Source organism: Gemmatimonadaceae bacterium, from assembly GCA_040882285.1.
Lineage (GTDB): Bacteria > Gemmatimonadota > Gemmatimonadetes > Gemmatimonadales > Gemmatimonadaceae > JACDCY01.
The window spans coordinates 298,774-321,648 of record JBBEBQ010000010.1; the positions used below are offsets into that span (position 1 = coordinate 298,774).

The 22,875-nt window shown below is 66.5% G+C and carries 21 protein-coding genes; 5 read left to right on the plus strand and 16 right to left on the minus strand.

Annotated elements, in window-relative coordinates; translation table 11 throughout:
- Nucleotides 1–11 precede the first annotated feature (11 nt).
- The 8 genes from ligD to WEA80_07030 form a co-directional block, all read right to left on the minus strand.
- Nucleotides 12–2,933, minus strand: coding sequence for a non-homologous end-joining DNA ligase (gene ligD / locus WEA80_06995; protein ID MEX1186319.1), 2,922 nt, complete (start codon nucleotides 2,931–2,933; stop codon nucleotides 12–14).
- Between the two features lie 15 nt (nucleotides 2,934–2,948).
- The gene (locus WEA80_07000) at nucleotides 2,949–3,821 is read right to left on the minus strand and encodes a Ku protein (protein ID MEX1186320.1); all 873 of its coding nucleotides are present in this window, start codon (nucleotides 3,819–3,821) and stop codon (nucleotides 2,949–2,951) included.
- A gap of 297 nt (nucleotides 3,822–4,118) precedes the next feature.
- Nucleotides 4,119–4,331: a cold-shock protein gene (locus WEA80_07005; protein MEX1186321.1), complete on the minus strand. Its 213-nt coding sequence runs from the start codon at nucleotides 4,329–4,331 to the stop codon at nucleotides 4,119–4,121.
- 631 nt (nucleotides 4,332–4,962) lie between these two features.
- On the minus strand, nucleotides 4,963–6,966 hold the full coding sequence (locus tag WEA80_07010) for a M1 family metallopeptidase (protein ID MEX1186322.1): 2,004 nt from the start codon (nucleotides 6,964–6,966) through the stop codon (nucleotides 4,963–4,965).
- On the minus strand, nucleotides 6,963–7,178 hold the full coding sequence (locus tag WEA80_07015) for a hypothetical protein (GenBank protein ID MEX1186323.1): 216 nt from the start codon (nucleotides 7,176–7,178) through the stop codon (nucleotides 6,963–6,965). Before WEA80_07015 ends, WEA80_07010 begins: the two co-directional genes overlap by 4 nt.
- Before the next feature lies 1 nt (nucleotide 7,179).
- On the minus strand, nucleotides 7,180–8,265 hold the full coding sequence (locus tag WEA80_07020; protein ID MEX1186324.1) for an SPFH domain-containing protein: 1,086 nt from the start codon (nucleotides 8,263–8,265) through the stop codon (nucleotides 7,180–7,182).
- 87 nt (nucleotides 8,266–8,352) lie between these two features.
- A complete protein-coding gene (locus tag WEA80_07025; GenBank protein ID MEX1186325.1) occupies nucleotides 8,353–9,963 on the minus strand; it encodes a S41 family peptidase in 1,611 nt (536 codons plus the stop codon).
- Between the two features lie 8 nt (nucleotides 9,964–9,971).
- Nucleotides 9,972–10,850, minus strand: coding sequence for a replication initiator protein A (locus WEA80_07030; GenBank protein MEX1186326.1), 879 nt, complete (start codon nucleotides 10,848–10,850; stop codon nucleotides 9,972–9,974).
- A 71-nt stretch (nucleotides 10,851–10,921) separates the two neighbouring features.
- Here WEA80_07030 and WEA80_07035 point away from each other — a divergent pair, with 71 nt between their 5' ends.
- Together WEA80_07035 and WEA80_07040 are read left to right on the plus strand one after the other, a co-directional pair.
- Complete coding sequence (locus WEA80_07035; GenBank protein ID MEX1186327.1) at nucleotides 10,922–12,220, plus strand: phospholipase D-like domain-containing protein; 1,299 nt, start codon at nucleotides 10,922–10,924, stop codon at nucleotides 12,218–12,220.
- Between the two features lie 98 nt (nucleotides 12,221–12,318).
- Complete coding sequence (locus WEA80_07040) at nucleotides 12,319–12,615, plus strand: DUF4235 domain-containing protein (GenBank protein MEX1186328.1); 297 nt, start codon at nucleotides 12,319–12,321, stop codon at nucleotides 12,613–12,615.
- Between the two features lie 131 nt (nucleotides 12,616–12,746).
- Here the strand turns inward: WEA80_07040 and WEA80_07045 are convergent, their stop codons facing one another.
- From WEA80_07045 to WEA80_07075, 7 genes are all read right to left on the minus strand, one after another.
- Nucleotides 12,747–14,003: an IS256 family transposase gene (locus WEA80_07045; protein ID MEX1186329.1), complete on the minus strand. Its 1,257-nt coding sequence runs from the start codon at nucleotides 14,001–14,003 to the stop codon at nucleotides 12,747–12,749.
- A 156-nt stretch (nucleotides 14,004–14,159) separates the two neighbouring features.
- On the minus strand, nucleotides 14,160–14,630 hold the full coding sequence (locus WEA80_07050) for a MerR family transcriptional regulator (protein ID MEX1186330.1): 471 nt from the start codon (nucleotides 14,628–14,630) through the stop codon (nucleotides 14,160–14,162).
- A complete protein-coding gene (locus WEA80_07055; GenBank protein MEX1186331.1) occupies nucleotides 14,627–15,649 on the minus strand; it encodes an alpha/beta fold hydrolase in 1,023 nt (340 codons plus the stop codon). Before WEA80_07055 ends, WEA80_07050 begins: the two co-directional genes overlap by 4 nt.
- Nucleotides 15,650–15,836: 187 nt before the next feature.
- The gene (locus WEA80_07060) at nucleotides 15,837–16,757 is read right to left on the minus strand and encodes a hypothetical protein (GenBank protein ID MEX1186332.1); all 921 of its coding nucleotides are present in this window, start codon (nucleotides 16,755–16,757) and stop codon (nucleotides 15,837–15,839) included.
- Nucleotides 16,758–16,920: 163 nt separating this feature from the next.
- Nucleotides 16,921–17,769 (minus strand): MqnA/MqnD/SBP family protein, encoded by an 849-nt coding sequence (locus tag WEA80_07065; protein MEX1186333.1) that lies wholly within the window; start codon nucleotides 17,767–17,769, stop codon nucleotides 16,921–16,923.
- A gap of 81 nt (nucleotides 17,770–17,850) precedes the next feature.
- Nucleotides 17,851–18,294, minus strand: a complete 444-nt coding sequence (locus tag WEA80_07070) for a CBS domain-containing protein (GenBank protein MEX1186334.1) — start codon at nucleotides 18,292–18,294, stop codon at nucleotides 17,851–17,853.
- A gap of 95 nt (nucleotides 18,295–18,389) precedes the next feature.
- Nucleotides 18,390–20,588 (minus strand): glutamine synthetase III, encoded by a 2,199-nt coding sequence (locus WEA80_07075; protein MEX1186335.1) that lies wholly within the window; start codon nucleotides 20,586–20,588, stop codon nucleotides 18,390–18,392.
- An 85-nt stretch (nucleotides 20,589–20,673) separates the two neighbouring features.
- Here WEA80_07075 and WEA80_07080 point away from each other — a divergent pair, with 85 nt between their 5' ends.
- The 3 genes from WEA80_07080 to WEA80_07090 are packed head-to-tail and all read left to right on the plus strand — an operon-like array spanning nucleotide 20,674 to nucleotide 22,508.
- A complete protein-coding gene (locus tag WEA80_07080; protein MEX1186336.1) occupies nucleotides 20,674–21,282 on the plus strand; it encodes a sigma-70 family RNA polymerase sigma factor in 609 nt (202 codons plus the stop codon).
- Nucleotides 21,279–22,178 (plus strand): anti-sigma factor, encoded by a 900-nt coding sequence (locus tag WEA80_07085; protein MEX1186337.1) that lies wholly within the window; start codon nucleotides 21,279–21,281, stop codon nucleotides 22,176–22,178. Before WEA80_07080 ends, WEA80_07085 begins: the two co-directional genes overlap by 4 nt.
- Before the next feature lie 42 nt (nucleotides 22,179–22,220).
- Complete coding sequence (locus WEA80_07090) at nucleotides 22,221–22,508, plus strand: hypothetical protein (GenBank protein MEX1186338.1); 288 nt, start codon at nucleotides 22,221–22,223, stop codon at nucleotides 22,506–22,508.
- Here the strand turns inward: WEA80_07090 and WEA80_07095 are convergent.
- Entirely contained in the window at nucleotides 22,502–22,732 is a 231-nt protein-coding gene (locus WEA80_07095; GenBank protein MEX1186339.1) for a hypothetical protein, read from the minus strand. The genes WEA80_07090 and WEA80_07095 overlap by 7 nt on opposite strands.
- Nucleotides 22,733–22,875 lie beyond the last annotated feature (143 nt).

The following is a 22,875-nucleotide window of genomic DNA, read 5'->3' on the forward strand; positions in this document are numbered from 1 at the left end:
TGGATTCCCCGTCATTTCTCCTTGCGCGTGTTCGCGGCCAGCAGCTTCCGCAACGAGTTCTTCCGCTTCATCGCCGTTCCCCAGATGTCCCCTTTCGCAGTAAACCGCTCCATTACCGAATCGATCGTAAAGTCCCGTGGATCGAGCTCCGCAGTCAATTCGTCCCAGTCGAGGGGAGTCGAAACTGTCGCTCCATCGCGCGCCCGAACGCAGTACGGCCCGGCGACCGTCTTCCCCTTGATGTTCTGCAGATAATCGACGTACACCTCCGCCTCGCCGCGGTGTTTCGTGAACCGCTTGACCGTCGCTTCCTTCGGGTGCTCGCGCGCCACGCGCTCCGCGACAATCTGCGCGACCAGCGTGGACGCGTCAGTGGGCGTCCGCGGCGGGAGCGGGATGTACACGTGCAAACCCTCCGAGCCTGATGTCTTGAGCGCCGCGTGCAGCCCGAGCTCGTCGAGCACTTCCTTCACCCAGATCGCTATCTGCACGACGCGCCCGAACTTCGCCTTCGGCCCCGGATCGAGATCGATGATCGAGTAGTCGGCGTACGCGAGATCGGGGAAACGGCCGTGCCACGGGTCCACCGAGACGGCGCCGAGCTGGATCGTGTAGAGCAGAGTGAGCAGATCGCCGCCCACTATGCGGCGCTGCTTCTCACCGTCGTCGTTGGTGACTACCTCGACGCGAACGCCGTCGGGTGTGTCGTCGGAAGCCTTCTGCTGGTAGAACGCCTCGCCGTGGATCCCGTTGGGAAACCGCTTGAGCACCAGCGGTCTGTCGGCGATCGTCGGGAGGATGAACGGAGAGACGAGCGTGTAGTAGCGGAGCAGGTCGCCCTTCGTGTGGCTGGTGGACTGGAAAAAGACCTTGGCCAGGTTCGTGACGGAGAGCGTCCGGCCTTTACCGAAGTCGAGCGTGCCGCGCTTGTCGCTGCCGCACAGCTCGTCTATCTGCTTGAGGACACGGGCCGCATCGGCGCGGAGCGGTGCCGGCGGCTCGGCGCCGGCGATCAGCTTGCCGGTGGATCTCGCCGCGCTCCTTCTCTTCGCCGGCGTGGTCTTTTTGGCGGCCGTGGTTTTCTTCGCGCGCGCGGCGGCTTTCGCCGTCTTTGCGCGTGTCGAGGTCTTTTTTGCGGGCATGGATTCCCTCGCTCGCGGCTGCGCGCTCATCGCCTCGCGGGTGATCTTGCTCGCCGACTTGTCGGTGCGGGTGCCGAGGTAGATGGGCTGGCGGAGCTTTCCGTCGGCGGTCCATTCGCTGAACTTCACTTCGACTACGATCTTCGGCTTTACCCAGTGCGGCTTCTCGTTCGTCTTAGGCCGCGTGCTGAACGGCGGCGTGTCCCGCTCGAGCGGCGCGAGCAGCTTGTACATGTCCGCCAGCCCCTGATCGGTGAAGCCGCCGCCGGTGTGTCCGGCGTACACGAAGTCGTCGCCGTCGTAGTAGCCGAGCAGGATCGCGCCGATGTGCGAGCGGCTGTTGCGCGGCTCGGTGTAACCGCCGACGGCAAACTCCTGCCGGAACTCGATCTTGAGCTTGAGCCACGCGCGCGAGCGGACGCCCGGCTCGTACGCGGCGCCGGTGCGCTTGGCTATGATCCCTTCCCAACCCTGCTGCTTCGCCTGCGCGAGCAGCTTCTCGCCGTCGTCGCTGGTCTCGCCGAGCCGGATCACGCTCGACGTGCGCGAGGCGATCCGCTTCTCGAGGCGCGCGCGCCGCTCGCTCCACGGCTCGCGGACGAGCACGTCCTTCCCGTCGACCAGAATGTCGAACAGGCAGATCCCGACGGGCGATCCCTCCCGGTGGACCGCGATCGCCTTGTCATCGGTCACGTGCATGCGGCCCTGCAGCTCCTGAAAGCGCACGGGCTCTCCCTGCTTGAGCGCGACGACCTCGCCGTCGAGCACAAAGTCGCGCCGCGCGGAAGACGCGAGCTTGCGGAGCGCCTCGGCGATCTCGGGAAACTGCCGCGACTTGTCGTGCCCGTTGCGGGTGACGAGCCTCGCGTCCTTCGCGGTACAGAACGCGAGCACGCGCACGCCGTCGTACTTGGGCTCGAACGTCCAGTCCCCTTTCGGGATCTCGCTGCCGACGCTGGCGAACATCGGCTCGAGCACTTTCGAGAGCTTGAGCGGTTTCGGGTCGCTGCGCGCAACCGTCCGGGCAGGAGGCTTCTTCGCTTCGGCCTTCGCGGCCGCGCGCGCGGCCTTGCGCGCTTCGGCCGCGTTGCCGCGGTTGCTGTTCCACGCCTTGCTCTTCCTGTCCGCCGCGATCTCGTCCATCGTGCGGCCGCTGACGACCGAGCTGTCGTACGTCTCCGCGATGTCTTCGCGGCCGGCGAACTCGTCGCGGTGCTTGATGAACAGCCACTGCGGCTTGTCGGATGAGCCGAACCTGGCACCTTTCATTCGAACGAGCACGTACGAGCCCTGCAACCGCTCGCCGTGAAAGTAGATCTTGAAATCGCCCTTGCGGTACCCTTCGCGGAGCGCCTCCTCTTCGTCGTCGACGGGCTCGACCGTGGTGTACGTGCCGCGGTCCCAGAGCATCACCGTGCCGCCGCCGTACTGGCCCGCGGGTATCGTCCCCTCGAACGTGTTGTACTCGATGGGATGATCCTCGACCTGCATCGCGAGCCGCTTCACCGTCGGATCGATGCTGGGCCCTTTCGGCACGGCCCAGCTCTTCATGACGCCGTCGAGCTCCAGGCGGAGATCGAAGTGAAGGTTGCGGGCCGCGTGTTTCTGGATCACGAAACGCAGGCCTTTCCGCGCCGACGTCTTCTTGCGCGCGGGCCCGGCTCCACCCGCCGGCTCGCGCGTACGCGAGAAGTCGCGCTTGCGGCGGTATTCCTTCAGCTGCCCGGCCGCGGCCTTCTCTTTTCCGGACGTTGCTCCGGCGCGCTTACGCGGCGCTTTGCTGCGCGCCATTGGGTGTGAGTCCGGTTAGGCGGTCTTTCGCTTCTTCGAGCGCGTCGTCTTCTTCGCCGCCGCCGGCTCGCGCTCCGCGCGGTTCGCCTTCGCGCCGCCCCGCTTCGCGGCTCTCCCGCCGCCGCCCTGCTCCAGGCTCTCGCGCAGCCGCGACATGAGATCGAGCACGCCGGTGTCCTCTACCTCCTCCGGCTCCTCGTACTTGATCTTCTTCCCCTTCATCTTGTCCTTGATGACCTTCATCAGCTTTTCGCGGTAGTCGTCCGTGTATTTGTCCGGACTGAACTGCTCCGTGAGATTGGCGACGAGCATCTCGGCCATCTGCAGCTCCTGCGGCCGGACCATGTCGGCCTCCGGGAACGTGTACTCGGCCGGATCGACCAGCTCGTTGGAGAAGCGCATGATCTCCATGACCAGCGCGTCACCGACGACCTTGATCCCCGCGAGGTGCTGCTTCGTGCGAATGATGATCTTGCCGATGCCGACGGCGTCGGCGTTCTGCATCGCGGCGCGAAGCAGAGCGTAGGCCTTCTCGCCCCCCTTGGCGGGAACGAGGAAGTACGGCGTCTCGAAGTAGCGCGGGTCGATCTCCTCCTGTTTGACGAAATCAATGATGTCGAGCGTGCGGGAGGATTCGACCGCCGCGGCCTTGAAGTCGTCGTCGGTCATCACGACGAACTTGCCTTTCTCGTACTCGTACCCTTTGACGATCTCGTTCCACGGCACCGGCTCGCCTTCCTCCTGGCAGACCCGCTCGTACCGGATCGGAGACAGGTCCTCGGCGTGCAGCATCCGGAAGCTGATGTGATCGTCCCGGACCGCGGTCATGACTTCGACCGGGATGTTCACGAGGCCGAAGGTGACCGCTCCCTTCCAGATTGCCGCCATTGCTCAAGATCTCCGTATGTCGAGTAAGGCCCGAGGGGGGGCAAGAGAGGTGCCCCTGTCAAATATGTGACGTGTGGCGGCAAGTTCCGAGTCTACGGCCGAGGGAATCCAAGTATGGAGTGTGGCAGTTTGGAGTGAGCAGTATGCAGTAACTCCTGACTGCCGACTCCGTACCGCCACACTCCAAACTTGGATTCCCTTTCCACCACCTCGGAACCTCCAATAAAGCAAAACGCCCCACGATCCTCGCGGGGCGTTCGTCACCGTCACCGGGTGACTTCGCGCGTGGCGAACATTTTATTCGGCTTTGGTCACGTCCGCGGCCTGCGGTCCCTTTTGGCCCTGCACGATCTCGAACTCGACCTTGTCGCCTTCGGCGAGCGACTTGAACCCGCTGCCCTGGATGGCGCTGAAGTGCACGAACACGTCAGGCCCGCCCTCGCGCGAAATGAAGCCGAACCCTTTCGCGTCGTTGAACCACTTCACAGTACCCGTGATCCGTTCCGCCATTGCTTGCCCCCTTACCTTGCACTTCTCCCCTACCGTACGGGCGGCTTGCGCCGCGGTACCGCCAACCAGGAAAAATCGGGCAATTTTTATGCGCGGTAAGCGGTTACGCGGCTCCGGCGATGTACCGCGCGACCCGACCGCACTCCTTGCAGGTCAGCGTCACATGAGTGGTAGCCGGGGGTGGCTCTTGATCGGGATGGCGCGAGATCGATCCGGAGCAGGAAGGACAGCTCAGCGGCTTGCCGTGCCGGTCGTGAGTAATGAGGCTGAGCGCTTGAGCGGGGTTGTACGTCGCGGGACGAGGCTTACGCATTCAAATCCTCCAATAAGCGACGCTCGTTGGCTACGTAGGGACGGAGCCAAGGTCGCTGCTCGTGTAATCTAACAGCCCCCGGAAGGGCCGGAACCAGATGTTCCTGGGAGCTGTTCCGGGGCGGAGTTCCTGGCAAGGGCTGCTACCCGGACCTGGGGAGCATTGTTCCGTGGGGAAGCTGTTCCTTGGCGGTGGAAGCGGAATCCAAGAAATGAGAAGCCAGAAAACAGAGGCCAGAAGAGAGATAGCCTCTTCTGACAATCTGGCTATCTGGCTTCTGGCCTCTCACCTCTTGGATTCCCTTACAGCATCCCGGGACTATGGACTCCAGGCCTGATTGGACCTGTCCAAGTCCGGGAAGAAGCCTTCGGGATCGATTTCGATCCGGGTCACTGTCCCCGCATTCTCGACCGTATGGGTCGCGCGGGGCTGCCCCCGCAACCAAACCTCGACCGGAATCTCCGCCCGTTCGGTCGTTCCGTCCGACCGGGTTACCACGAGTCTCGTCGGCATCGGCGCCGATCCGCGGTCCTCGACCGTCACCAGCAGCCGGTCGCCCGACCGCTGTACCGCGGCGATCGCCTGGTCGTGCGTCCATGTCTCGTAGAACCACGTGCGCCAGAACCACGACAGATCACGGCCAGTGACGTCGTTGAAGGTGTTGAACAGATCCTGCGGCTGCGGGTGGCGATTGGTCCACCGGCGTCCGTACTCCCGGTACGCGCGCATGAACAAATCCTCGCCGAGCATGCCGCGGAGCGCGTGCAGCGCGACCATCGGCTTGTCGTACGCGGCAACACCCCGCGCCGCGTCGCGCATGTAGTGGTCGCCGTGGCGCATGATCTCGAGCTCGGTGCCGGCGCGGGCGGTCCGGTAATACGAGGTCCCCATCAGCGTCGCGGGAGAGATCCCGGGGAAGAACTCGACCGATCCGTTCCAGTCGTTGAAGCTCGTCAGCCCTTCGTCCTGCCACATGTTCCGCTTCTCGTCCGACCCGACGACCATCGGGAACCACATGTGGCCGATCTCGTGGATGGTCACGCTCTGCAGCGCCACCGAATCGCGGGGCGAGCCGGTGATGAACGTGGTCATCGGGAACTCCATCCCGCCGCCGACCGCGAGACCCTCGACGACGGTCATGTGCGGGTACGGGTACGGCCAGAGGAAGCGCGACAGAAAGTCGATCGAGTGCCGGGCGTACCGCGCGGTCTCGCGCCAGAGCGTGTACTGCGGGCGATACAGCGCGTGTACCAGCGGGAAATCGCCGTCGCCGTCACCGTCCGCGTCGCCGACGCTTACTCGTGCCGCGTCCCAGACGTACTTGCCGCTCGCGGTCCACGCGAAATCGCGCACCTGATTCGCGGTGAACCGCCAGGCGAGCGTGCGGTCGGTCCCGCCGGTAGCCGTCGCGCGCCCCGGTCCGCGCTCCCCTTCTGACACGATGTGCACGATCCCTGAGTCCACCGCGCCTCTGCCTGTGCGGAGCCGCTCGAGCCGGCCGCGCACCGCGGGCGCGAGTACTTCCGATTCGTTCTCCAGCTCGCCTGTCGCCACGACCAGCAATCCCGCGGGCACGCGCACCGTCACGTCGTAGTCGGCGTAGCCCATGTAGAACTCGCCCGTGCCCATGTACTGGTCGGTCTGCCAGCCCGTCACGTCGTCGTACACGGCGAGCTGTGGATACCAGTACGCGAGATGAAACACTTCCGCGTCCTGTCCCATGCGCGGCGAGCCGGGCAGCGGCGGGATCGGGAACGACCACGCTACGGCGAGATCGATGCTGTCGCCGGCGGCGAGCGGCGTTGGGAGATTGAGCCAAGCGATCGTTCCGTCGAGTCTGTAGCCGGTGTTGGTAGTGTCGCTGGATGCGAGCGCCGCGAGCTGCGTTCCGCGCGCGGACAGCCGCGACAGAGTTACGCCGCCCGTCACGCTCACGACCCGGTTCCTCTGCGCGGCCGGCGCGTACAGGTTCTGGTACAGGTGCAGCGCCAGGCGCGGGAGGGCGTTGGGGGAGCGGTTGTAGTAACGGATGGTGCCGGTGCCGCTGAGCGCCTTTGAAGCGGTGTCGAGTGAGGCGGAGAGCTGATACCGCGCGTACTGCTGCCAGTAGCGTGCGCCCGGCTGCCCGGCACGCGTTCTGGTGCCGCGCTCGACGGCCCGGGTGAAATTCGGCGGCTCGACGACCGAGAGGTAGCGCGGATGCAGCGCCGGCGCTGTGGCCGACGGGTCGTCGAGAATCTGAACTGGTAGGGTTACGACACCGGCCGGCGGCGCGCATGCGCCGGCAAGCACGAGCGCGCACGCGATCAGCGCGCGGCTCATTCGTACACTACGTCGCCTTCCGCATCGATGCCGATCTCCTGATGTACTCCGCATACTCCACAGACCCTGGTGACGTGCCACGCCTCGCCCAGCTCCTCGCGATGTGAGGCGCTGGCGGGTTTGACGGTGAGCTTCTTGAAGCTGAATTCACCGCAGATCACGCAAGGATGGCTCCGCGCGATCTGGGTAGCGCGCTTCTCCCCGATAGCCAAGTCAGCGATCCCGCGATGTGCCCGCATCCGGTCGCGGGCCGAGCTGCGAAGGAACGGCTGAATCCCCTCCGCTTCCGCCACGCACGAGCAGCTCGCGCAGTCCGCCGAGCGCGCCCATGACGCCCGCCGCTTCGACCGGGAGAAAGATCGTCGAGCCCTTGCCCTGCGCGAGCGACGGCAGCGCTTCGAGATACTTGACGCCGAGCAGATAGACGGCGGCCTGCCCGTCGGGCAGCGAGTTGGCGATGCGCTGCAGCGCCTCCGCTTCCGCGTTCGCCATGGCCAGCCGCGCTTCCGCGAGACCCTGCGCCCGCAGCACCGACGCTTCCTTCTCGCCTTCCGCGCGGCGGATCTGCGATTCGCGCACGCCTTCGGCTTCGAGAATCGCCGCGCGCTTCCCCGCTTCCGCGTTCGTCACCGCCGCGCGGCGCTCGCGCTCGGCGCGCATCTGCAGCTCCATAGACTGCTGAATGTCGCGCGGCGGCTCGATCGCCTGCAGCTCCACGCGGGTGACGTCGACGCCCCAGCCGATCGACGCTTCCTCGATGACCTCGCGCATGCGCCGGTTGATGACGTCGCGGCTCGCCAGCGTGGAGTCGAGCTCCATCTCGCCGACGATGTTGCGCAGCGTCGTGCGGGTGAGCGTCTCGAGCGCGTACGGCAGGTTCTGCACGGAGTACGTCGCCTTTTGCGGATCGGCAACGCGGTAGTACAGCACGGCGTCGATGTCGATCGTGACGTTGTCCTTGGTGATGACCGGCTGGCTCGGGAAGTTGAGCACCTGCTCGCGGAGGTCGATTCGCGACGTGGACGAGATCCTGAGGGTGTTGCCCGCAAGTCCGGATTCGAGGAAGCGCACGTCCAGCGTCTTGGGGCGCTCGACGAACGGAATCAACAGGTTCAACCCCGAGCGCGCGACCCGGTTGAATCGCCCGAATCGCTCGATGACCATCACTTCTGCCTGGCCGATGATCTTGATGCCTTTCGAGAGCGTAAACAGCCCGAGGGCCGCGAGGACCGCGAGGATGATTGCCGTGGTGAGAATGGGGCGCTCCGGTTGGGACGGGTGAAGTTTACGGCGCCGCAAGCCCGACCAACAGACAGCGCTGGCAGCTATTGGCTGTTGGCTCTTGGCTCTTAGCTAAGCCAACAGCCAATAGCCAATAGCCAAAAGCTACTCTCTCGGCGCCGCGGCCAGAGTCCGCGCTATGGCGAACAGGTCCTGCTGCGTGCGGCCCCTGCCGAGCAGCTCGATCGCGCGCAGAAGCGGCCTGTCCTCGGCCACCGAGCGACGTTTTGCGGTGGAATCGCCAAATGCCACGACGGCTATGCGGTCGCTCAGAATGGCGTCGATCTCGCTCGCGCCTTCGTCGTACAGTTCCTTCTCGATCTTGATTCCCGCTGCTGTCAGGCGCCGAAACAGCTCTTCTCTCCAAGCGGGCTGGAACACGAAATCGGGCGTCACCTGCGACTTGAGCTCACGCGCATAATCGTACAGGGTTGTGCGGAAAATCTGACTCTGCGGGGCAAGCGCGGTAGCCAGACGCTGCTCAGCGGATGTGAGGGTGTCGGGACGCACGATCACGTCGGGCGTGATCGCCCCGCCGCCGTAAACGATGCGGCCGGCGTCGGAGCGGAACTGCGGCTTGTTGCGCCGCGTCTCCTCGGTCTCGAGCGAGTCGGGCGCGACTTCGACGAACTCGCCGTTCGGCATGAGCTTCCGCTCCTTCTGAATCGACCTGCCGCTGGGCGTGAACCACTTCGCGGTCGTCATCTTCAGCGCGTACCCGCCGTTGAGCGGATACACCGTCTGCACCAGTCCCTTGCCGAAGGAGGTCGTGCCGACGATGAGCGCGCGGTCGTGGTCCTGCAGCGCGCCAGCCACGATCTCCGAGCCGGAGGCCGATCCACCGTTCTGCAGAATCACCAGCGGCAGCTCCGCCGACAGCGGCCGCTCGCGCGCGATGAAAGTCTGCGGCTCCGTGCCGCGGCCGCGCATGCTGGAGATCTCCTGCCCTTCGCGCAGGAACAGGTTGCTGACCGTGAGCGCCTCGTCGAGAATGCCGCCGGGGTTGCCGCGCAGGTCGAGGATGATCCCCTTTGCGCCCTGGCCCACGAGGCGCTGCACCGCCTCGGACAGCTCCTTCGTCGCCGTCTCGTTGAACTGGAGCAGGGGGATGTAGCCGTAGCTGTTCGCCAGCATTATCGCGTACGGCACCGCGGGGATGTGCACGATCGCCCGCGTGAACCGGACGGGGATCGGCTCGGGGACGCCGGGGCGCTGGAACTGCACGGAGACGCGCGTGCCGGGCGTGCCCTTGAGCGCGTCGGATACCTGCGTGACGGTCCAGCCGCGCGCCTGCACCGTGTCGATCACGACTATCCGGTCGCCTTCCTGCACGCCGGCCTGCTCGGCCGGAGTGTGCGGGAAAACCTTCTGCACTGTCACGAACCCGTTGACCTCGGCGATCTCCATCCCGATGCCGCCGTACCGGCCGCCGGTCTGCGCGTTGAAGTTCGACAGCTCGCGCGGCGAGAGCAGCGTGGTGTACGGATCGTTCAGCTCGTGCACCAGTCCGCGCGCCGCCTTCTCGTACAGCTGCGCGTCGTTCAGCGTGTCCACGAACCGGTTGGACACGAGCTGCATGACCTGCTCGAGCAGACGGGCGTTCTCGAGCGAGCTCTGGTTTTGCTGTACGAACGCGCCTGCGATCAGGGGAAGGACCAGCGCGGCGGCGATGAAGTGCCTGCGGAAACGGCTCATTTTCTTCTGTTTGGGTGTCATCATCTAACCTAATGAGTACCGCCGGGCGCGGCCGGGGTTCCGGCCCTGCCGGCGATGACGTAATCGACCATCCATTCGCGATTGACCTGCTTGACACGGACGTTGCGCGCGATGCCGGCCGCAAGAAGCATCTCGTGTGCTGGCTGGAGGACGCGCTGCAGGTGCGAAGGGAAACGCTGGGCCAGCGGCAGCTGCTCGGCGAGGCTCTCCAGCGACGAGCGCCAGGTAAGGTGTCCCTCGGCGCGCGCGACTTCCAGCAGGCGATACAGCCGTCGCGCGACGGGACTGCTCAGGGCGAGATAGTGTGCCGGCGACAGGGTGATCGTGTGGCCGGCCGCGATGTTCGCGCGCATGAGCGGCGAAAGCGTGACCCTGGCCTCGCCGGGCTCGGCCGACTCGAGGGCGGGGAAGAAGCTGAGCTGCTCGCGATCGGTCAGCCGCCTGCGGTCGATCGCCACGGCGGTGAGCAGCGTGAAGCCGCCGTCGAGCGGTTTGCCCTCGGCTGCCACGAAATACGCGCCGTTGGATTCGGCCGTAGTCCGGTGCAGTCGGGCGAGGCCGGCCCGCAGCTGCTCGTACGTCCGTCCGTCCACCCGGCGTCCGATCGAGCGAAGAAAGGCATGAAGCGTGAATGTGAGGCACCCGTCGGCCGGGAAGCCGGACTCGTGATAGCGACGGAGCAGCTCCACGTAGATGTCCTGGTCGAACGTGCCGGGCAGGCGGTCGCCGGGGCTGGGAAGCACGCGCCAGCGCCCGCCGGACGGTGGTGAGTAGCTTATCGCGGAGTCGTCGGCGGAATCACTGAGGCGGAAGAACGGCAACGCCTCCAGCGATCGGTCGAGTACTATCGCCCGGGTGGCTGCTCGGCGGCGTGCTGCGACATTCATTCCGCCGAAACTGTTCTGATTCGTGACTGGGAGCAAGCTTTGAGACCTTCAGGCAAGCGGAGAAACGCCGAATGACGTTCATCAAATACGCCGGGTCGATTCTCCTGGTCCTGCTGGTGCTGACGCTGACGCTGATAGGAATTCTATCGGTCACGCGCAGCCATACCGTCAAGCATGTCATCGCCGAAGGGGACGACGAGGGGCCGCCGCACGTGCGCGACTCTCTCTTCGCCAAGTCGATCGAGCTGTACACCGGGACGCACATCGACGAGGGCAACTGGGTCGACATCCTGCTCGACGGCGAAGGGACGTATCCGGTTCTCTGGAATGATCTGGCGGCGGCGAAGCGGACGATCACGGTGCAGATGTACTACTCGCAGCCGGGCGCCGTCGCGGACACGCTGGCGCACTACCTCTCCGAGCGGGCGCGGGCCGGCGTGCGGGTGCTGCTGCTGCTCGACGCGTTCGGGTCGGGGCAGTTGAAGGAAGAGTGGATCGAGGGGCTCCGGCAGGCAGGGGTCGAGGTCGCGTGGCTGCGTCCACTCAAGTGGTATACGCTGCATCAGGCGACGCAGCGGTCGCACGCGCGGGTCGTCGTCGTGGATGGCGAGATCGGCTACACCGGCGGCTTCGGGCTGGCCGATTACTGGCTGGGCGACGGACACAGCGAAGGGCAGTGGCGCGAGACCAACGTGCGCTTCGGCGGCCCGACCGTCGCGTCGCTGCAGGCGGCGTTCGCCGCCGGCTGGGTGGAAGCCACGGGCGAGCTGATCACCGGCGACATGTTCTTTCCGTGGCCCGCGCTGTCGAAGCGCGGGGAGATCAACGCCGGGCTGATGCACACGATTCCCAGCGTGGGGAGCACCCCGGCCGAGCGGTTCCTCTCCGTTTCGCTGGCCGGTGCGCGCAAAACGCTGTACATCGCCAACTCGTACTTCGTCCCCGACGGCAACCTGAAGGCGCTGCTCATCGCGGCGGTGAAGCGCGGCGTGGACGTGCGCGTGCTCACGGCTGGCCCGCCGATCGATGTCAAGACCACGTGGTACGCCGGCCGCGCGATGTACGACGAGCTGCTGGAAGGCGGAGTGCGCATCTACGAGTACCAGCCGTCGATGATGCACGCCAAGACCATGGTGGTAGACAGCTACTGGTCCACCATCGGGTCGATGAATTTCGACAACCGCTCCATCTCGTTCAACAACGAGACGAACATCGTCGTGCTCGACGAAGGCTTCGGCCAGCGCATGGAGGGCATCTTCTTCGAGGATCTCAACTACTCGAAGGAGATGACGCTGGAGGAAGTCCGCGGCTGGCCGCTCAAGGACAAGCTGTTGAGCTGGGGCGCGGAGAAGCTGTGGCGCGTGCTGTAACTGCGCTGCGTGCTGCGTGCTGCGTCCTAGAGAGATCGAGAAGGGCGCGGCATCGGTATTGCCCTCTTACAAGGGTGAGGACTTGAAGAGGAATACGGATGAAGAAAAAGAGACAGAAGCCTGAGAGCATGCTGTGGGCGATCGTCGCCGCGGGATCGGCGATGCTGGCGGGCGCGATCGTGCAGAAGGCGCTCAACCGCGGCTGGCGCGCGGTGACGCACGAGGATCCGCCGAACGTAAAGCAGCTGCCGATCGAACCGTGGAGGAAAGCGCTCAGCTTCACGCTGGCGTCGGCGATCACCGCGGGACTGGCGACGCTGCTGTCGCAGCGCGGCGCGGCGGCGGGGTGGGAGAAGGTGACCGGCGATCCGCCGATCAGACGGCTCAAGAGATAGTCGGGAAAGTGGATCAAAAACAGGGTTGGGTGAACGGTCGTCGGTGTTGGTTCTGGTTAACGACCGGTTAACGACCGGTTGACGGTCGAAAGTTGCGGCGGTATCAGAATTTCTGTGTGTGAGGCTTTTGCTTAGAAGTGCGGTTCAGGGGTAAAGCGATCTGGGAATAACAGGGCGAAGTGGGTCATTGCTGCATGCCATTCCTTGGATGCATGCCAGCGTTTGTGGATGTTGCGCAGCGCGAGATAGATAAGCTTTGCCGCGGCCTCGTCGTTCGGGAAGTGGCCGCGTGTCTTGATGATCTTCCGGAGCTGGCTGTGCAGGCTCTCGATCGCGTTCGTCGTCGTGAGCACACGGCGTATCTGCGGGGGGTACGCGAAGGCCGGCGTGATGTACTCCCACTGCCGGTCCCAGATCGGGGCGATCGTCGGATACTGCTCTCCGAGCGGGCCCTTCCGGAAGCGGTCGAGCGCGGCCTTGGCGGCGGGTACGGTTTCCGCGCGGTAGATCGACCGTAGCTCTGCGGCCACGCGTTTCCTGTCCTTCCAGGATACAAAAGCCAGGCTCCGCCGGACCACGTGCACTACGCAGCCATGGATCTGGGTCTGGGGGAAAACAGCGTTCACCGCTTCGGGAAAACCAGCGAGCCCATCGATCAGCGCGATCAGGATGTCCTCGACTCCGCGCGCCTTGAGCTCGGTCATCACGCGGTGCCAGAACCGGGCGCCCTCGGTCTGCTCGATCCAGAGCCCCAGGACGTCCTTCGTGCCGCTGCGCGTGATGCCGAGCGCCAGGTACACGGCCTTGTTCCGCACCACGCCCTCGTCGCGGATCTTTACCCTGAGAGCGTCGAAGATCACCACCGGGTAGCAGCTCTCGAGCGGCCGCTGCTGCCAGAGCGTGACCTCCTCCAGCACCTCGTCGGTGACCGTGCTGATAAACTCGGGCGAGACCTCCACCTGGTAGAGCTCCTCCAGGTGCTCCCTGATCTCCCGCACCGTCATCCCTCTCGCGTAGAGCGAGAGCACGTTCTGGTCGAAGCGCGGGAGACGGCGCGCATTCTTCGGCACGAGCTGCGGCGAGAACGTCCCCGATCGGTCGCGAGGGATCTCCAGCGGGATCGCGCCTTCCTCGGTGAGCACCGTCTTGGGCGTCGTCCCGTTCCGGTGATTGCTCACGCCCTCGGGCTTCTCCGCACCCCGCTCGTAGCCCAAGTGGTGCGTCAGCTCGCCGGAAAGGATCCGCTCCATCAGCGCCTTCTTCATCTGGCGGAAGAGCAGTTCGACATCCTCCGCCGTCTTCGCATTCCCGATCAGGGCGTCGAGCGACGCCGGGTCAAACCCCGCAGCAGGAACAGCGGGCAAATCCTTCTTGCGTGTCTTGGCCATACAGCCTCCTCATGGCTAGAGTATGACCTCACACACAGAATTCCTGAAAGGGCCAAAGTTGCGGGTCGCTTCGCCACCAATGACCACCAACCCACAACCCGTAGTTAACCAGAACTCAAACCAACAACCGTTCACCCATCCCTGCTGTTGGTCGTTTTAGTCGCGCACGTCCTCTCTGCCGAGCGCGGCACGAACCGCTTCCCGCATCGCGACCACGGCATTCTCTCTCGCCGCCGACACGTCCGACCGGACGTGGATTTCCACTCCTTCGGTGACATCCACTCTGCGCCATGACCGTGCCGGATCGTCGTCGTGCGCGACGGCTTCGGCGGTGCCGGCGCCGAGCGCGGGCGCAAGCGACGTAGCGATGCGCCGCTCGAGCGCGTCGCCCGTGACGCCGGTGAACTCCTGCTTGATCGACTCGAGACTCTGACCTTCGCGCTGCCGGATCTTGATCGCGAGGAGCTGCAGCAGATGCCGGTAGTTGTAAGTCGCCGCGGTGCCCGACCCGTCGGGCCGATCCATCAGTCCGCCGGCCACGTAAAACCGTACCGCTCGCGCTGTCGGCGCCGCGCGCGCCGACGCATTGGTTGGACGCAATCCCGCGGCGTCCACCAGCGCGGTCACATGCGCTGCGAGGCCTCGGGCGTTCCAGGGAGCGTGGCGGGAGTGGGCGCGGAGGAGAGCGACTGGCGACTCAGCCATGCGGAAACGATAACATTAAAGTCCTCGGCACGCTCATCGTGCGGCAGGTCTCCCGCGGGTGACAAAACGGTCAGCTCGATAGCGGGCTGAATTGAGCGATAGCGCGTCGCTTCGTCCAGAGGCGCCTCGGTGCTGTCGCTCCCCCACACGAGCAGGGTCGGCTGCATGAGCCGGCGCACCGCGCGCGAGACGTCGATGTTGAGCTGTCCCGCGAATTCGGCGGCGAGCGCGTGCCGCGCCCCGCGCTGGTGCGTTGTCGTGTGCGCGACCCCAACGAGCTCCGGCGTCACGATGGTGTTGTCCGAGTACTTCTTGCGGAGATGCGCGCGCAGCGCGCGCGACGAGACCATGGCGTTGAACGCCGCGGTGCCGAGCACCGGCGAGTCGAGCGCGAGCCGCCCGGCGTCGAGCGCGATGCTGCCGGTCTCGGTCAGCCGCACCAGGCCTGACGGTGCGATTATCACGAGGCCGGGGAACCGCTGCGGATCGCGCGCGCCGAGCACGAACGCGTACGCCGCCGACAGGGACGACGCGATCAGCACGCACGGTGTGCCGATCACCTGCGCGGCGAAATCGGACAGGAGCGAGATGTACAGCCGCGCCGAATAGCGGATCGCGGGCCGGTCGGAGCGGCCGAAGCCGAGCAGGTCGATGGTGTAGACGGTGTTGGTGCGAGCGAGATAGTCGACGTTGTTCCGCCACTCGTACGACCACGCGGCCGGGTAGATGCCGTGCACCAGCAGCAGCGGGGGCCCGCTGCCGCGCTTGGTGAACGCGATCCGCCGGCCGCGCCAGCTGAACCCCCCCTCTTCGCCGCCGATCAGGTTCGTGAGACGGTCTACGCCCTGCCGCGCGAACGCGTTGAACAACGCCGCGGCCCCGACGATCGCGCCGCCGGAGAGCAGCAGCTTTTTGAGTTTGGCGTTGCCGTCTTCTTCCATGGCAGTCGAAAGCTAGTGCGAGGGCGCTGCGTTCAACGACGCCTTGTGCGCGCGGACGCAACGAGGGTGGAGGCCCCAGGAGAGCTAGTAGCGCGCCCGCTCTTGCGAGCGGGCACCCGCGTTACACGCTCTCCTGGATCTCCACCCTCGTTGCGTCTGTCCAGCACCACGCCAAGGCGCAAGCGGATCAGCGGCGCGCCGCTCTCCCCTTGGCGCGACGCTGGCTGGCCGACCTTCCGGCAGCTCTGCCGCCGCCCGCGGCGCGGCCGCGGCTCGCCTTCGAGCCCCGTCCGCCGGCCGTCGATGCCCGGCCGGCGCCGGCGCGACCCGCCGTCTTGCGACCGGCTGGCCTGCGGGCAGCCGCGCGCTTCTTCGCACCGCGACCCGCGGATTTCTTCATGCCGCGCGAGGCCGATGCCGCGCGCTTGGACTTGGCGCCACGGCTGCCGCCCGAGGCTTTCGAGCCGCCGCGAGCCGACTTCTTTCTTGCACTGGTCGCACCCGACCTGCCGGCGGCTTTCTTCGCCGGCTTCCTGGCGGCCTTGGCCGCCTTCCTGGGAGCGGCCTTCTTCGCGGCCGGCTTCTTCGCCGTCTTCGCGGCCGGGCGAGACGTCTTGCCGGCTCCGCCGGTGTTCGCGCGCGTGGCCGTGGCTCCACTGGTGCCGGCCCCACCGGCGGCGTCGGTTGCCGCGGCGATTCCCGTGGCCGCACCGGTGTTCTGCGCGGCTCCGGGCGTCGACGGCGTGCCGGTGAGACCCGTAACGTCGCCCGTCTCGAAGATGCTCGGCTCGATCGGAGGCGCCGGCTTCACGCTGCGCGGCCTGCCGCGGCGGCGCGGGGCGGTCACCGCGAAGAGATCGGCCTCTTCGTCCTCATCCTCCGTCACCTCCGGGGTGAGGCCCGGCTCCTCGTCGTCGTCCTCATGATCTTCCGCGCTGTCCCACAGACTCTCGGTGTGGTCCTTGTTTAACGCCCAACCGCTGCCGTCCTCGTCCTCGTCGTCATCGTACGACGGACGTCCGCCTCCACCGTAGCTGGGTACGTCTTCGCTGTCTTCGTCTCGATCGGCGAAGCTGAAACCCCGCTCGAGTCCATCTCTCCCCGGCATGCCGCCTCCTTATCAGTAAAGCTGCTGGACCACAGTCAAATGCGATGGAGCGAGCCACACTTGGCCTGCACGACCTGTGCCCCCTCCGGCGTTCGTCACTTCGGTCACTTCCACGCTCCCACTTCCGAATACAACAGACATGTCGTGGCGTCAAGCGGTACGGCTAGTCCGCGAACTCCGCGGCCACGCGCCGGCCGATGATTCCGGCGTCGTGCCCGCGATCCAGCAGAACCTGAACCGCTTCCCTGCCGGTCGCACCATAATCGAGTGTCCACCGGTTCACATACATCCGGACGAACTCGTCGGCCGTGCCCCGGTCCAGACCGCGCGCGTACTGCATCGCGTGGTCCAGCGCGCCGCTCCGGTGGTCCAGCGCGTACGCAATGCTCTCCCGCAGGTGGCGCGAGACGGTCCGGATCAGCTCCTCGCCCAGATCCTTGCGCACGACGTTTCCGCCCAGCGGCAGCGGCAAGCCGGTCTCCCGGAACCACCATTCACCCATGTCGGCGCTCAGCTTGAGCCCGCGCGTGGCGTACGTCAGCTGCCCTTCGTGAATGATCATTCCGGCGTCCACTTCGCCGGCCAGCACCGCGTCCTCGACCCGGTCGAAGGGCATGTGTACGGTTTCTACCTCCGGTTGGTACAACCGCAGCGCCAGCGTCGCGGTGGTCAGCGGCCCCGGCGTGGCGACGCGCTTCCCGCGCAGCTCCTCCGCGGTGAAGACGCGCTTGCCCACCAGCCGCGGCCCATACTGGTCGCCCATCGAGCAGCCGTGCGGCAGGAGAGCGTATCGGTCCGCGATATGAGCGTACGCATGGATGGACACCGCGGTGACCTCGAGCTCGCCGCGCATCGCGCGCTGGTTGAGCGTCTCGATGTCCTGCAGCTCGTGCACGTACTCGATCCCGCCGGTGTCTATCAACCCTTCGGCGAGCGCGTAGAACATGAACGCGTCGTCCGAGTCCGGGCTGTGCGCCACGCGGATCGTGCGCGAGAAAGTTGCGGGGGGCATCCCCAAAAATAAGCGCTGTTTGCTGTTGGCTATTGGCTTTTGGTTTTGCCAACAGCCAACAGCCAATAGCCAAAAGCCGTCTTATTGAGAGTGCTTTCCGAACGGCTTCGAGATGTTCTCGACCATCTCCTCGGCCTTTCTGTCGTCCTTGGCCTCGAGCACGACGTCCGCCTGCGACACCATGCCGACCAGCGCGCCGCGCTCGTCCACGATCGGAATCCGGCGCACCTGCTCGCGACCCATCGTCTCCATCACGTCGTGGACGGGGGTATCGGAGCGGCACGTCATCACGTTCTCGCTCATCGCTTCGCTCACCGGACAGTCGGGCGACGAGTGTCCCTCGGCGACGTGCCGGATGGCGATGTCACGGTCGGTGATCACGCCCACGAGCTGCCGCGAGCCTTCCTCGGTCACCACGGGCAGCGCGCCGACATTGTGGTCCTTCATCAGCCGGGCGGCTTCCTCCATCGGCGTTCGCGGCGTCACGCACACGGGATCCGCCGACATTATGTCCTGAGCTTTCATTGGCTCCTCCTCGAGAGTCGTCCACTCAAAGGAGTACTAACCAGCAACGGTTGTGCCGAAGGGGAAAAGCGCCGCGTGCTGCGTAGTTCAAGCCGTTACACCGGGAACAGCATCTCCCGGTATTTAGGCAGCGGCCAGTACTCATCTCCAACTGTTAACTCGAGCTCGTCACAAACCTCCCGCACCGCTGCCATGGAGCGCGCGCCCTCGGAGGTGAGGAAGCCGGCCTGCTTCCGCGGGTCGTCGTGCAGCTCGTTCGCGTCGTCGATCGCGTCGGACAGCGCGTTCCGGCTCGCCACCAGGCGCTCGATCATCCGCCCGATCGCGTTCGCCGCCTCGAGCTGGGGGATCACCTCCACGCCGCCCGTCCTGGCCTCCGCGGCCGAGCGCGCCAGCGAGCCCGAGTACGCGAACGCCGCCGGAAGGATCATCGTGTCCACGACCTCGCGCAGCGCCGCCAGCTCGATGAGGATGTCCTTGGAGTACCGCTCGAGCCGGACGTGGTAGCGCGAATCCAGCTCCTCGTTCGTCAGCACGCCGAGGCCGGTGAACAGCTTGCGCGAGCTGTCCGTCACGAGCTGGTCGAGCGCGTCGGGACTGCGCCGGAAGTTCGGCAATCCGCGCCGCTCCGCCTCCTTTACCCACTCCTCGGAGTAGTTGTTTCCCTCGAACCGCACCGGCGTGCTCCACTTGAACGACTCGCGCACCACCGCGAGCACGGCGTCGTCCCGCGACTGGGTCTTCTTCAGCTCGGCGCGGAGCTTCCCGGTCAACTCGGCGATCGCCTCCGCGACCGCGGCGTTCAGGATCATCACCGGGAACGCGATCGACGCGCTCGAGCCGACGGCGCGGAACTCGAACTTCTGCCCCGTGAACGCGAACGGCGACGTGCGGTTGCGATCGGTGTTGTCGCGCTGGATCTCGGGCAGCTTCGCGACCCCGAGCTTGATCATCGCCTGCTCGGCGTTCGGGCTGGTCTTGCCGGTGCTGATCTCGTCGATGACGCGCGTGAGCATCTCGCCCATGAAGGCGGAGATGATCGCCGGCGGCGCCTCGTTGGCGCCCAGCCGGTGCTCGTTGCCCGACGACGCGATCCCCGCGCGCAGCAGCCCAGCGTGCTTGTGCAATCCCTGGAGCGCGGCGGCGAGGAAGATGAGGAAGCGCACGTTCTGGTGCGGCGTCTCGCCCGGCTTCAGCAGGTTGGCGCCGTCGAGCCGCGGATCGTCCGACCGCACCTGCATCGACCAGTTGCAGTGCTTGCCGCTGCCGTTGATCCAGGCGAACGGCTTCTCGTGCAGCAGTGCCTGCAGGCCGTGCCGCAGCGCGACGCGGCGCAGCGTGGACATCACCAGCATGTTGTGATCGCACGCGACGTCGGTCTCCTCGAACACCGGCGCCATCTCGAACTGGCAGGGCGCGACCTCGTTGTGCCGCGTCTTGATCGGCACGCCGAGCTTGTACAGCTCGTACTCGACCTCGGCGATGCACGCCTGTACGCGCTCCGGAATGCCGCCGAAGTAGTGGTCCTCGAGCTGCTGTCCCCGCGCGGGCGGCGCGCCCACCAGCGTGCGGCCGGCCATCACCAGGTCGGGACGCAGCGCGAACTGCGTGCGGTCGATCAGGAAGTACTCCTGCTCCGGCCCGAGCGTGGTGTACACGCGGTGCACGTCGTCGCCGAGTATCTCGAGCAGCTCGACCGCCTTTTGCGACAGCGCGTCCGAGCTGCGCAGGAGCGGCGTCATCTCGTCGAGCGCTTCGCCGTTGTAGCCGATGAACACCGACGGCACGCACAGCGTGCGCACGCCGGCCCACTCCGCGATGAATACCGGCGACGCCGGGTTCCACGCCGTGTACCCGCGCGCTTCCCACGTCGCGCGCAAGCCGCCGGAGGGAAAGCTCGACGCGTCGGGCTCGCTCTGGATCAGCTGCTCGGCGGAGAATGCCTCGAGCGGATTGTGATCGGCATCGAACGAGAGAAACGCGTCGTGCTTCTCCGCGGTCAGTCCCGTCTGCGGCTGGAACCAGTGCGTGAAGTGCGTCGCTCCGCGGGAGATAGCCCAGTCCTTCACCACCTGCGCGAGCACCGGCGCCACTTCAGCGTCGAGCTTTTTCCCCCAGCGAATCGACTCGTGCAGCTTCTGGTAGACTTCCTGCGGCAGCTTGTCGCGCATCTGGCGCGCGCCGAACGTATTTACGCCGAAGTAGTCGGAGATTCGGTGTGAGTCACCGCGGTCGTTGAGCAGCACCGAGCGCGTCGCGAGATCCTGGATAGCGGCGAGTCGTGGAGTGGGCATTCTATGCGACGATTGTGGCGAAGGTTGAGAGCGACGAGGCGGGATTGGCGCGGTGCATCAAGCTGAAAGCTACTAATTTGTCCACGTGATTCCAGCCGACATCGCTTCCGACCAACCGCGCGCGACGGACGACCTTGCCCTGGTGCGGCGCATAGCGCACGGCGACCCCGTCGCTCTGTCCGCGCTGTACGATCGGCACGCGCAAGCGCTCCACTCTCACGCGTTCCATCTACTGGGGGGCGTCGCCGAGGCCGAGGACGCGGTGGAGGAGACGTTCTGGCGGGTGTGGCAGCGGGCTGGAAATTACGATCCGACCCTGGCCGACGTCGCCACCTGGCTACTGCTGATCTGCCGCCAGCGCGTCGCCGAGCGGCTCAGGGGCAGGAAGCGTCCGCTCGACGGCGTGCTGGAAGACACCACGGGGCTTCCAGCCGCGGCCGCCGCGCACTCCGGCGGGATTCCCGGTGCCGCGCAGCAGCGGATCGCGGCGGCGCTCGCCTCGGTTCCGGCCGACCAGCGCACGGTCCTGGAGCTGGCGTTCTTCCGCGGGATGAGTTCGGCGGACGTCGCCACCTTGACGAAACAGTCGCCCGAGACCGCCCGCACCCGCCTGCGCGTGGCGATGCGGAAGCTGCGCGACGCGCTGGCCGAGCCCGCGGCGCCGGACGCGAGCGCGACGGAGGGGACGCCGTGACGGCTCCGCTGACGCACGGTCAGGCGGCGGAGGAGATCGAAGCCGTCGCCCTCGGCATCGCCCCGGACGATCTGTCCCAGGAAGTGGTGGCGCACGCCGCGGGCTGCCCGGAGTGCGCCGCAGAGCTGGGCAGCTTCTATCGCGTCGCCGCCTCGCTCTCGGCTCTGATCCCCGAGCGGGAGCTGAACCGGGGGCATTCCGCGGGCATCAAGTCACGGCTGGTCGCGAGGACGGGCGGGAAGGACGCGGCCACGCCGCGCCGCCCGGTGCGGGTCGAGCCGGCGCGGTCACCCGAGCCCCGCGCTCCGGCTGCCAGACCGTCGCGGGTCGAGTCCGAGCCGGTCCGGGAGCGGCTGGACCGGAGCAGCATGCCGATCTGGATCGCGGTGGTGGCGACGCTGATCGCCGTGGGCTCGATCGCCGCGATGTTGAACTCGCGGGGCGAGCGCGACTCGCTGGCGGACGGTGGAGCGACGGAGTCCGCGGTCGACGACTCGCGCGTGGCGGAGCTGGAGCAGGCCGTCGCCCAGCGCGACACGACGATCGCGTCGGTGACCGGGCCGGGCGTGCGGATCATCAGCCTGTACAACCGTGAGGCGCGCGAGCCGCTGGCGCGCATGTTCTGGGACAGGCGGAGCGACCGGTGGACGCTGTTCGTCTACAGCCTGCGGCAGCCGCGTCCGGGGAGGGTCTTCCAGGTCTGGCTGGGCACCGACGACGGCCGTGTCGCGCTCGGCACCTTCCGGCCGGGCGCCGATGGGACCGGGACGTTCAGCACGGAGCATCGGCTCGCGCTCGCCGCGCTGAACACGGTGTCGATCAGTGAGGAGGAGGACCTGGGCGGCGGCGCCCGGTCGCCGACGGGTCCGGTGGTCCTGGCCGGGGCGCTCCGCTGATCTAGCTGTCGGGCGCGGTTCGTGCAAAACGCACATCTGCACATGACACGACGCGAGGGTAACGAGCGGGCGGCGGCGATCAGGCTGACGTCCGGCATCCACCCCGAGACCGCGCGGCGGGTACTCGAGCGCTGCCTCGCGGGCGACCTGCCGCCGTCGTCCGCGCTGCGCGAGCTGCTGGAGATGACGGAGGAGCCGGAGCGGGTGCGGTCGCTGGTGGATCAGGTGACGGACCGCGCGGCGGAGCTTTCCCGCGCGGGCGACCGGTTACTGCAGGACCGGGTGGACGAGCTGACGCAGCTCGTGGTCGAGCCGGAAAAATATCACTGATCCCTCCGCTCGCCGCGCCGCCGGTCGCCGCGCCGCGGCCGGTACCAGCGGACTGTGAAGAAGAACGCCAGCGCGGCCAGGATCCAGTAGCCGGGAATCAGGAGCTCGCGGGCGGCCGGCACCGTCCGGCCGATCCAGTACAGGCCCGCGGCGATGAGCAGCCCCGCCAGCCAGAACCTCACCAGGCCGCCGGTCCGCCTAGTCGTCACATCGAGTCGTCGCATGGCCGCCGTCGTTGAAGGGACCGTTTCCGTTCGATCGGCATAGAAGTCATGGTAATGCGGTGCGGATGCTCTGGTGGCCGGGGCTGTACGGCTCCGGGGCGCGTCCGATTGCTTTGGCGGTTTCCAGTCATAGCTTCAATTTC

What these genes read in the sequence shown, in the direction of transcription:
- ligD (MEX1186319.1), bottom strand. Translation starts at nt 2,933, where the DNA reads ATGGCGCGCAGCAAAGCGCCGCGTAAGCGCGCCGGAGCAACGTCCGGA.
- WEA80_07000 (MEX1186320.1), bottom strand. Translation starts at nt 3,821, where the DNA reads ATGGCGGCAATCTGGAAGGGAGCGGTCACCTTCGGCCTCGTGAACATC.
- WEA80_07005 (MEX1186321.1), bottom strand. Translation starts at nt 4,331, where the DNA reads ATGGCGGAACGGATCACGGGTACTGTGAAGTGGTTCAACGACGCGAAA.
- WEA80_07010 (MEX1186322.1), bottom strand. Translation starts at nt 6,966, where the DNA reads ATGAGCCGCGCGCTGATCGCGTGCGCGCTCGTGCTTGCCGGCGCATGC.
- WEA80_07025 (MEX1186325.1), bottom strand. Translation starts at nt 9,963, where the DNA reads ATGACACCCAAACAGAAGAAAATGAGCCGTTTCCGCAGGCACTTCATC.
- WEA80_07030 (MEX1186326.1), bottom strand. Translation starts at nt 10,850, where the DNA reads ATGAATGTCGCAGCACGCCGCCGAGCAGCCACCCGGGCGATAGTACTC.
- WEA80_07035 (MEX1186327.1), top strand. Translation starts at nt 10,922, where the DNA reads ATGACGTTCATCAAATACGCCGGGTCGATTCTCCTGGTCCTGCTGGTG.
- WEA80_07040 (MEX1186328.1), top strand. Translation starts at nt 12,319, where the DNA reads ATGAAGAAAAAGAGACAGAAGCCTGAGAGCATGCTGTGGGCGATCGTC.
- WEA80_07045 (MEX1186329.1), bottom strand. Translation starts at nt 14,003, where the DNA reads ATGGCCAAGACACGCAAGAAGGATTTGCCCGCTGTTCCTGCTGCGGGG.
- WEA80_07055 (MEX1186331.1), bottom strand. Translation starts at nt 15,649, where the DNA reads ATGGAAGAAGACGGCAACGCCAAACTCAAAAAGCTGCTGCTCTCCGGC.
- WEA80_07060 (MEX1186332.1), bottom strand. Translation starts at nt 16,757, where the DNA reads ATGCCGGGGAGAGATGGACTCGAGCGGGGTTTCAGCTTCGCCGATCGA.
- WEA80_07065 (MEX1186333.1), bottom strand. Translation starts at nt 17,769, where the DNA reads ATGCCCCCCGCAACTTTCTCGCGCACGATCCGCGTGGCGCACAGCCCG.
- WEA80_07070 (MEX1186334.1), bottom strand. Translation starts at nt 18,294, where the DNA reads ATGAAAGCTCAGGACATAATGTCGGCGGATCCCGTGTGCGTGACGCCG.
- WEA80_07075 (MEX1186335.1), bottom strand. Translation starts at nt 20,588, where the DNA reads ATGCCCACTCCACGACTCGCCGCTATCCAGGATCTCGCGACGCGCTCG.
- WEA80_07090 (MEX1186338.1), top strand. Translation starts at nt 22,221, where the DNA reads ATGACACGACGCGAGGGTAACGAGCGGGCGGCGGCGATCAGGCTGACG.
- WEA80_07095 (MEX1186339.1), bottom strand. Translation starts at nt 22,732, where the DNA reads ATGCGACGACTCGATGTGACGACTAGGCGGACCGGCGGCCTGGTGAGG.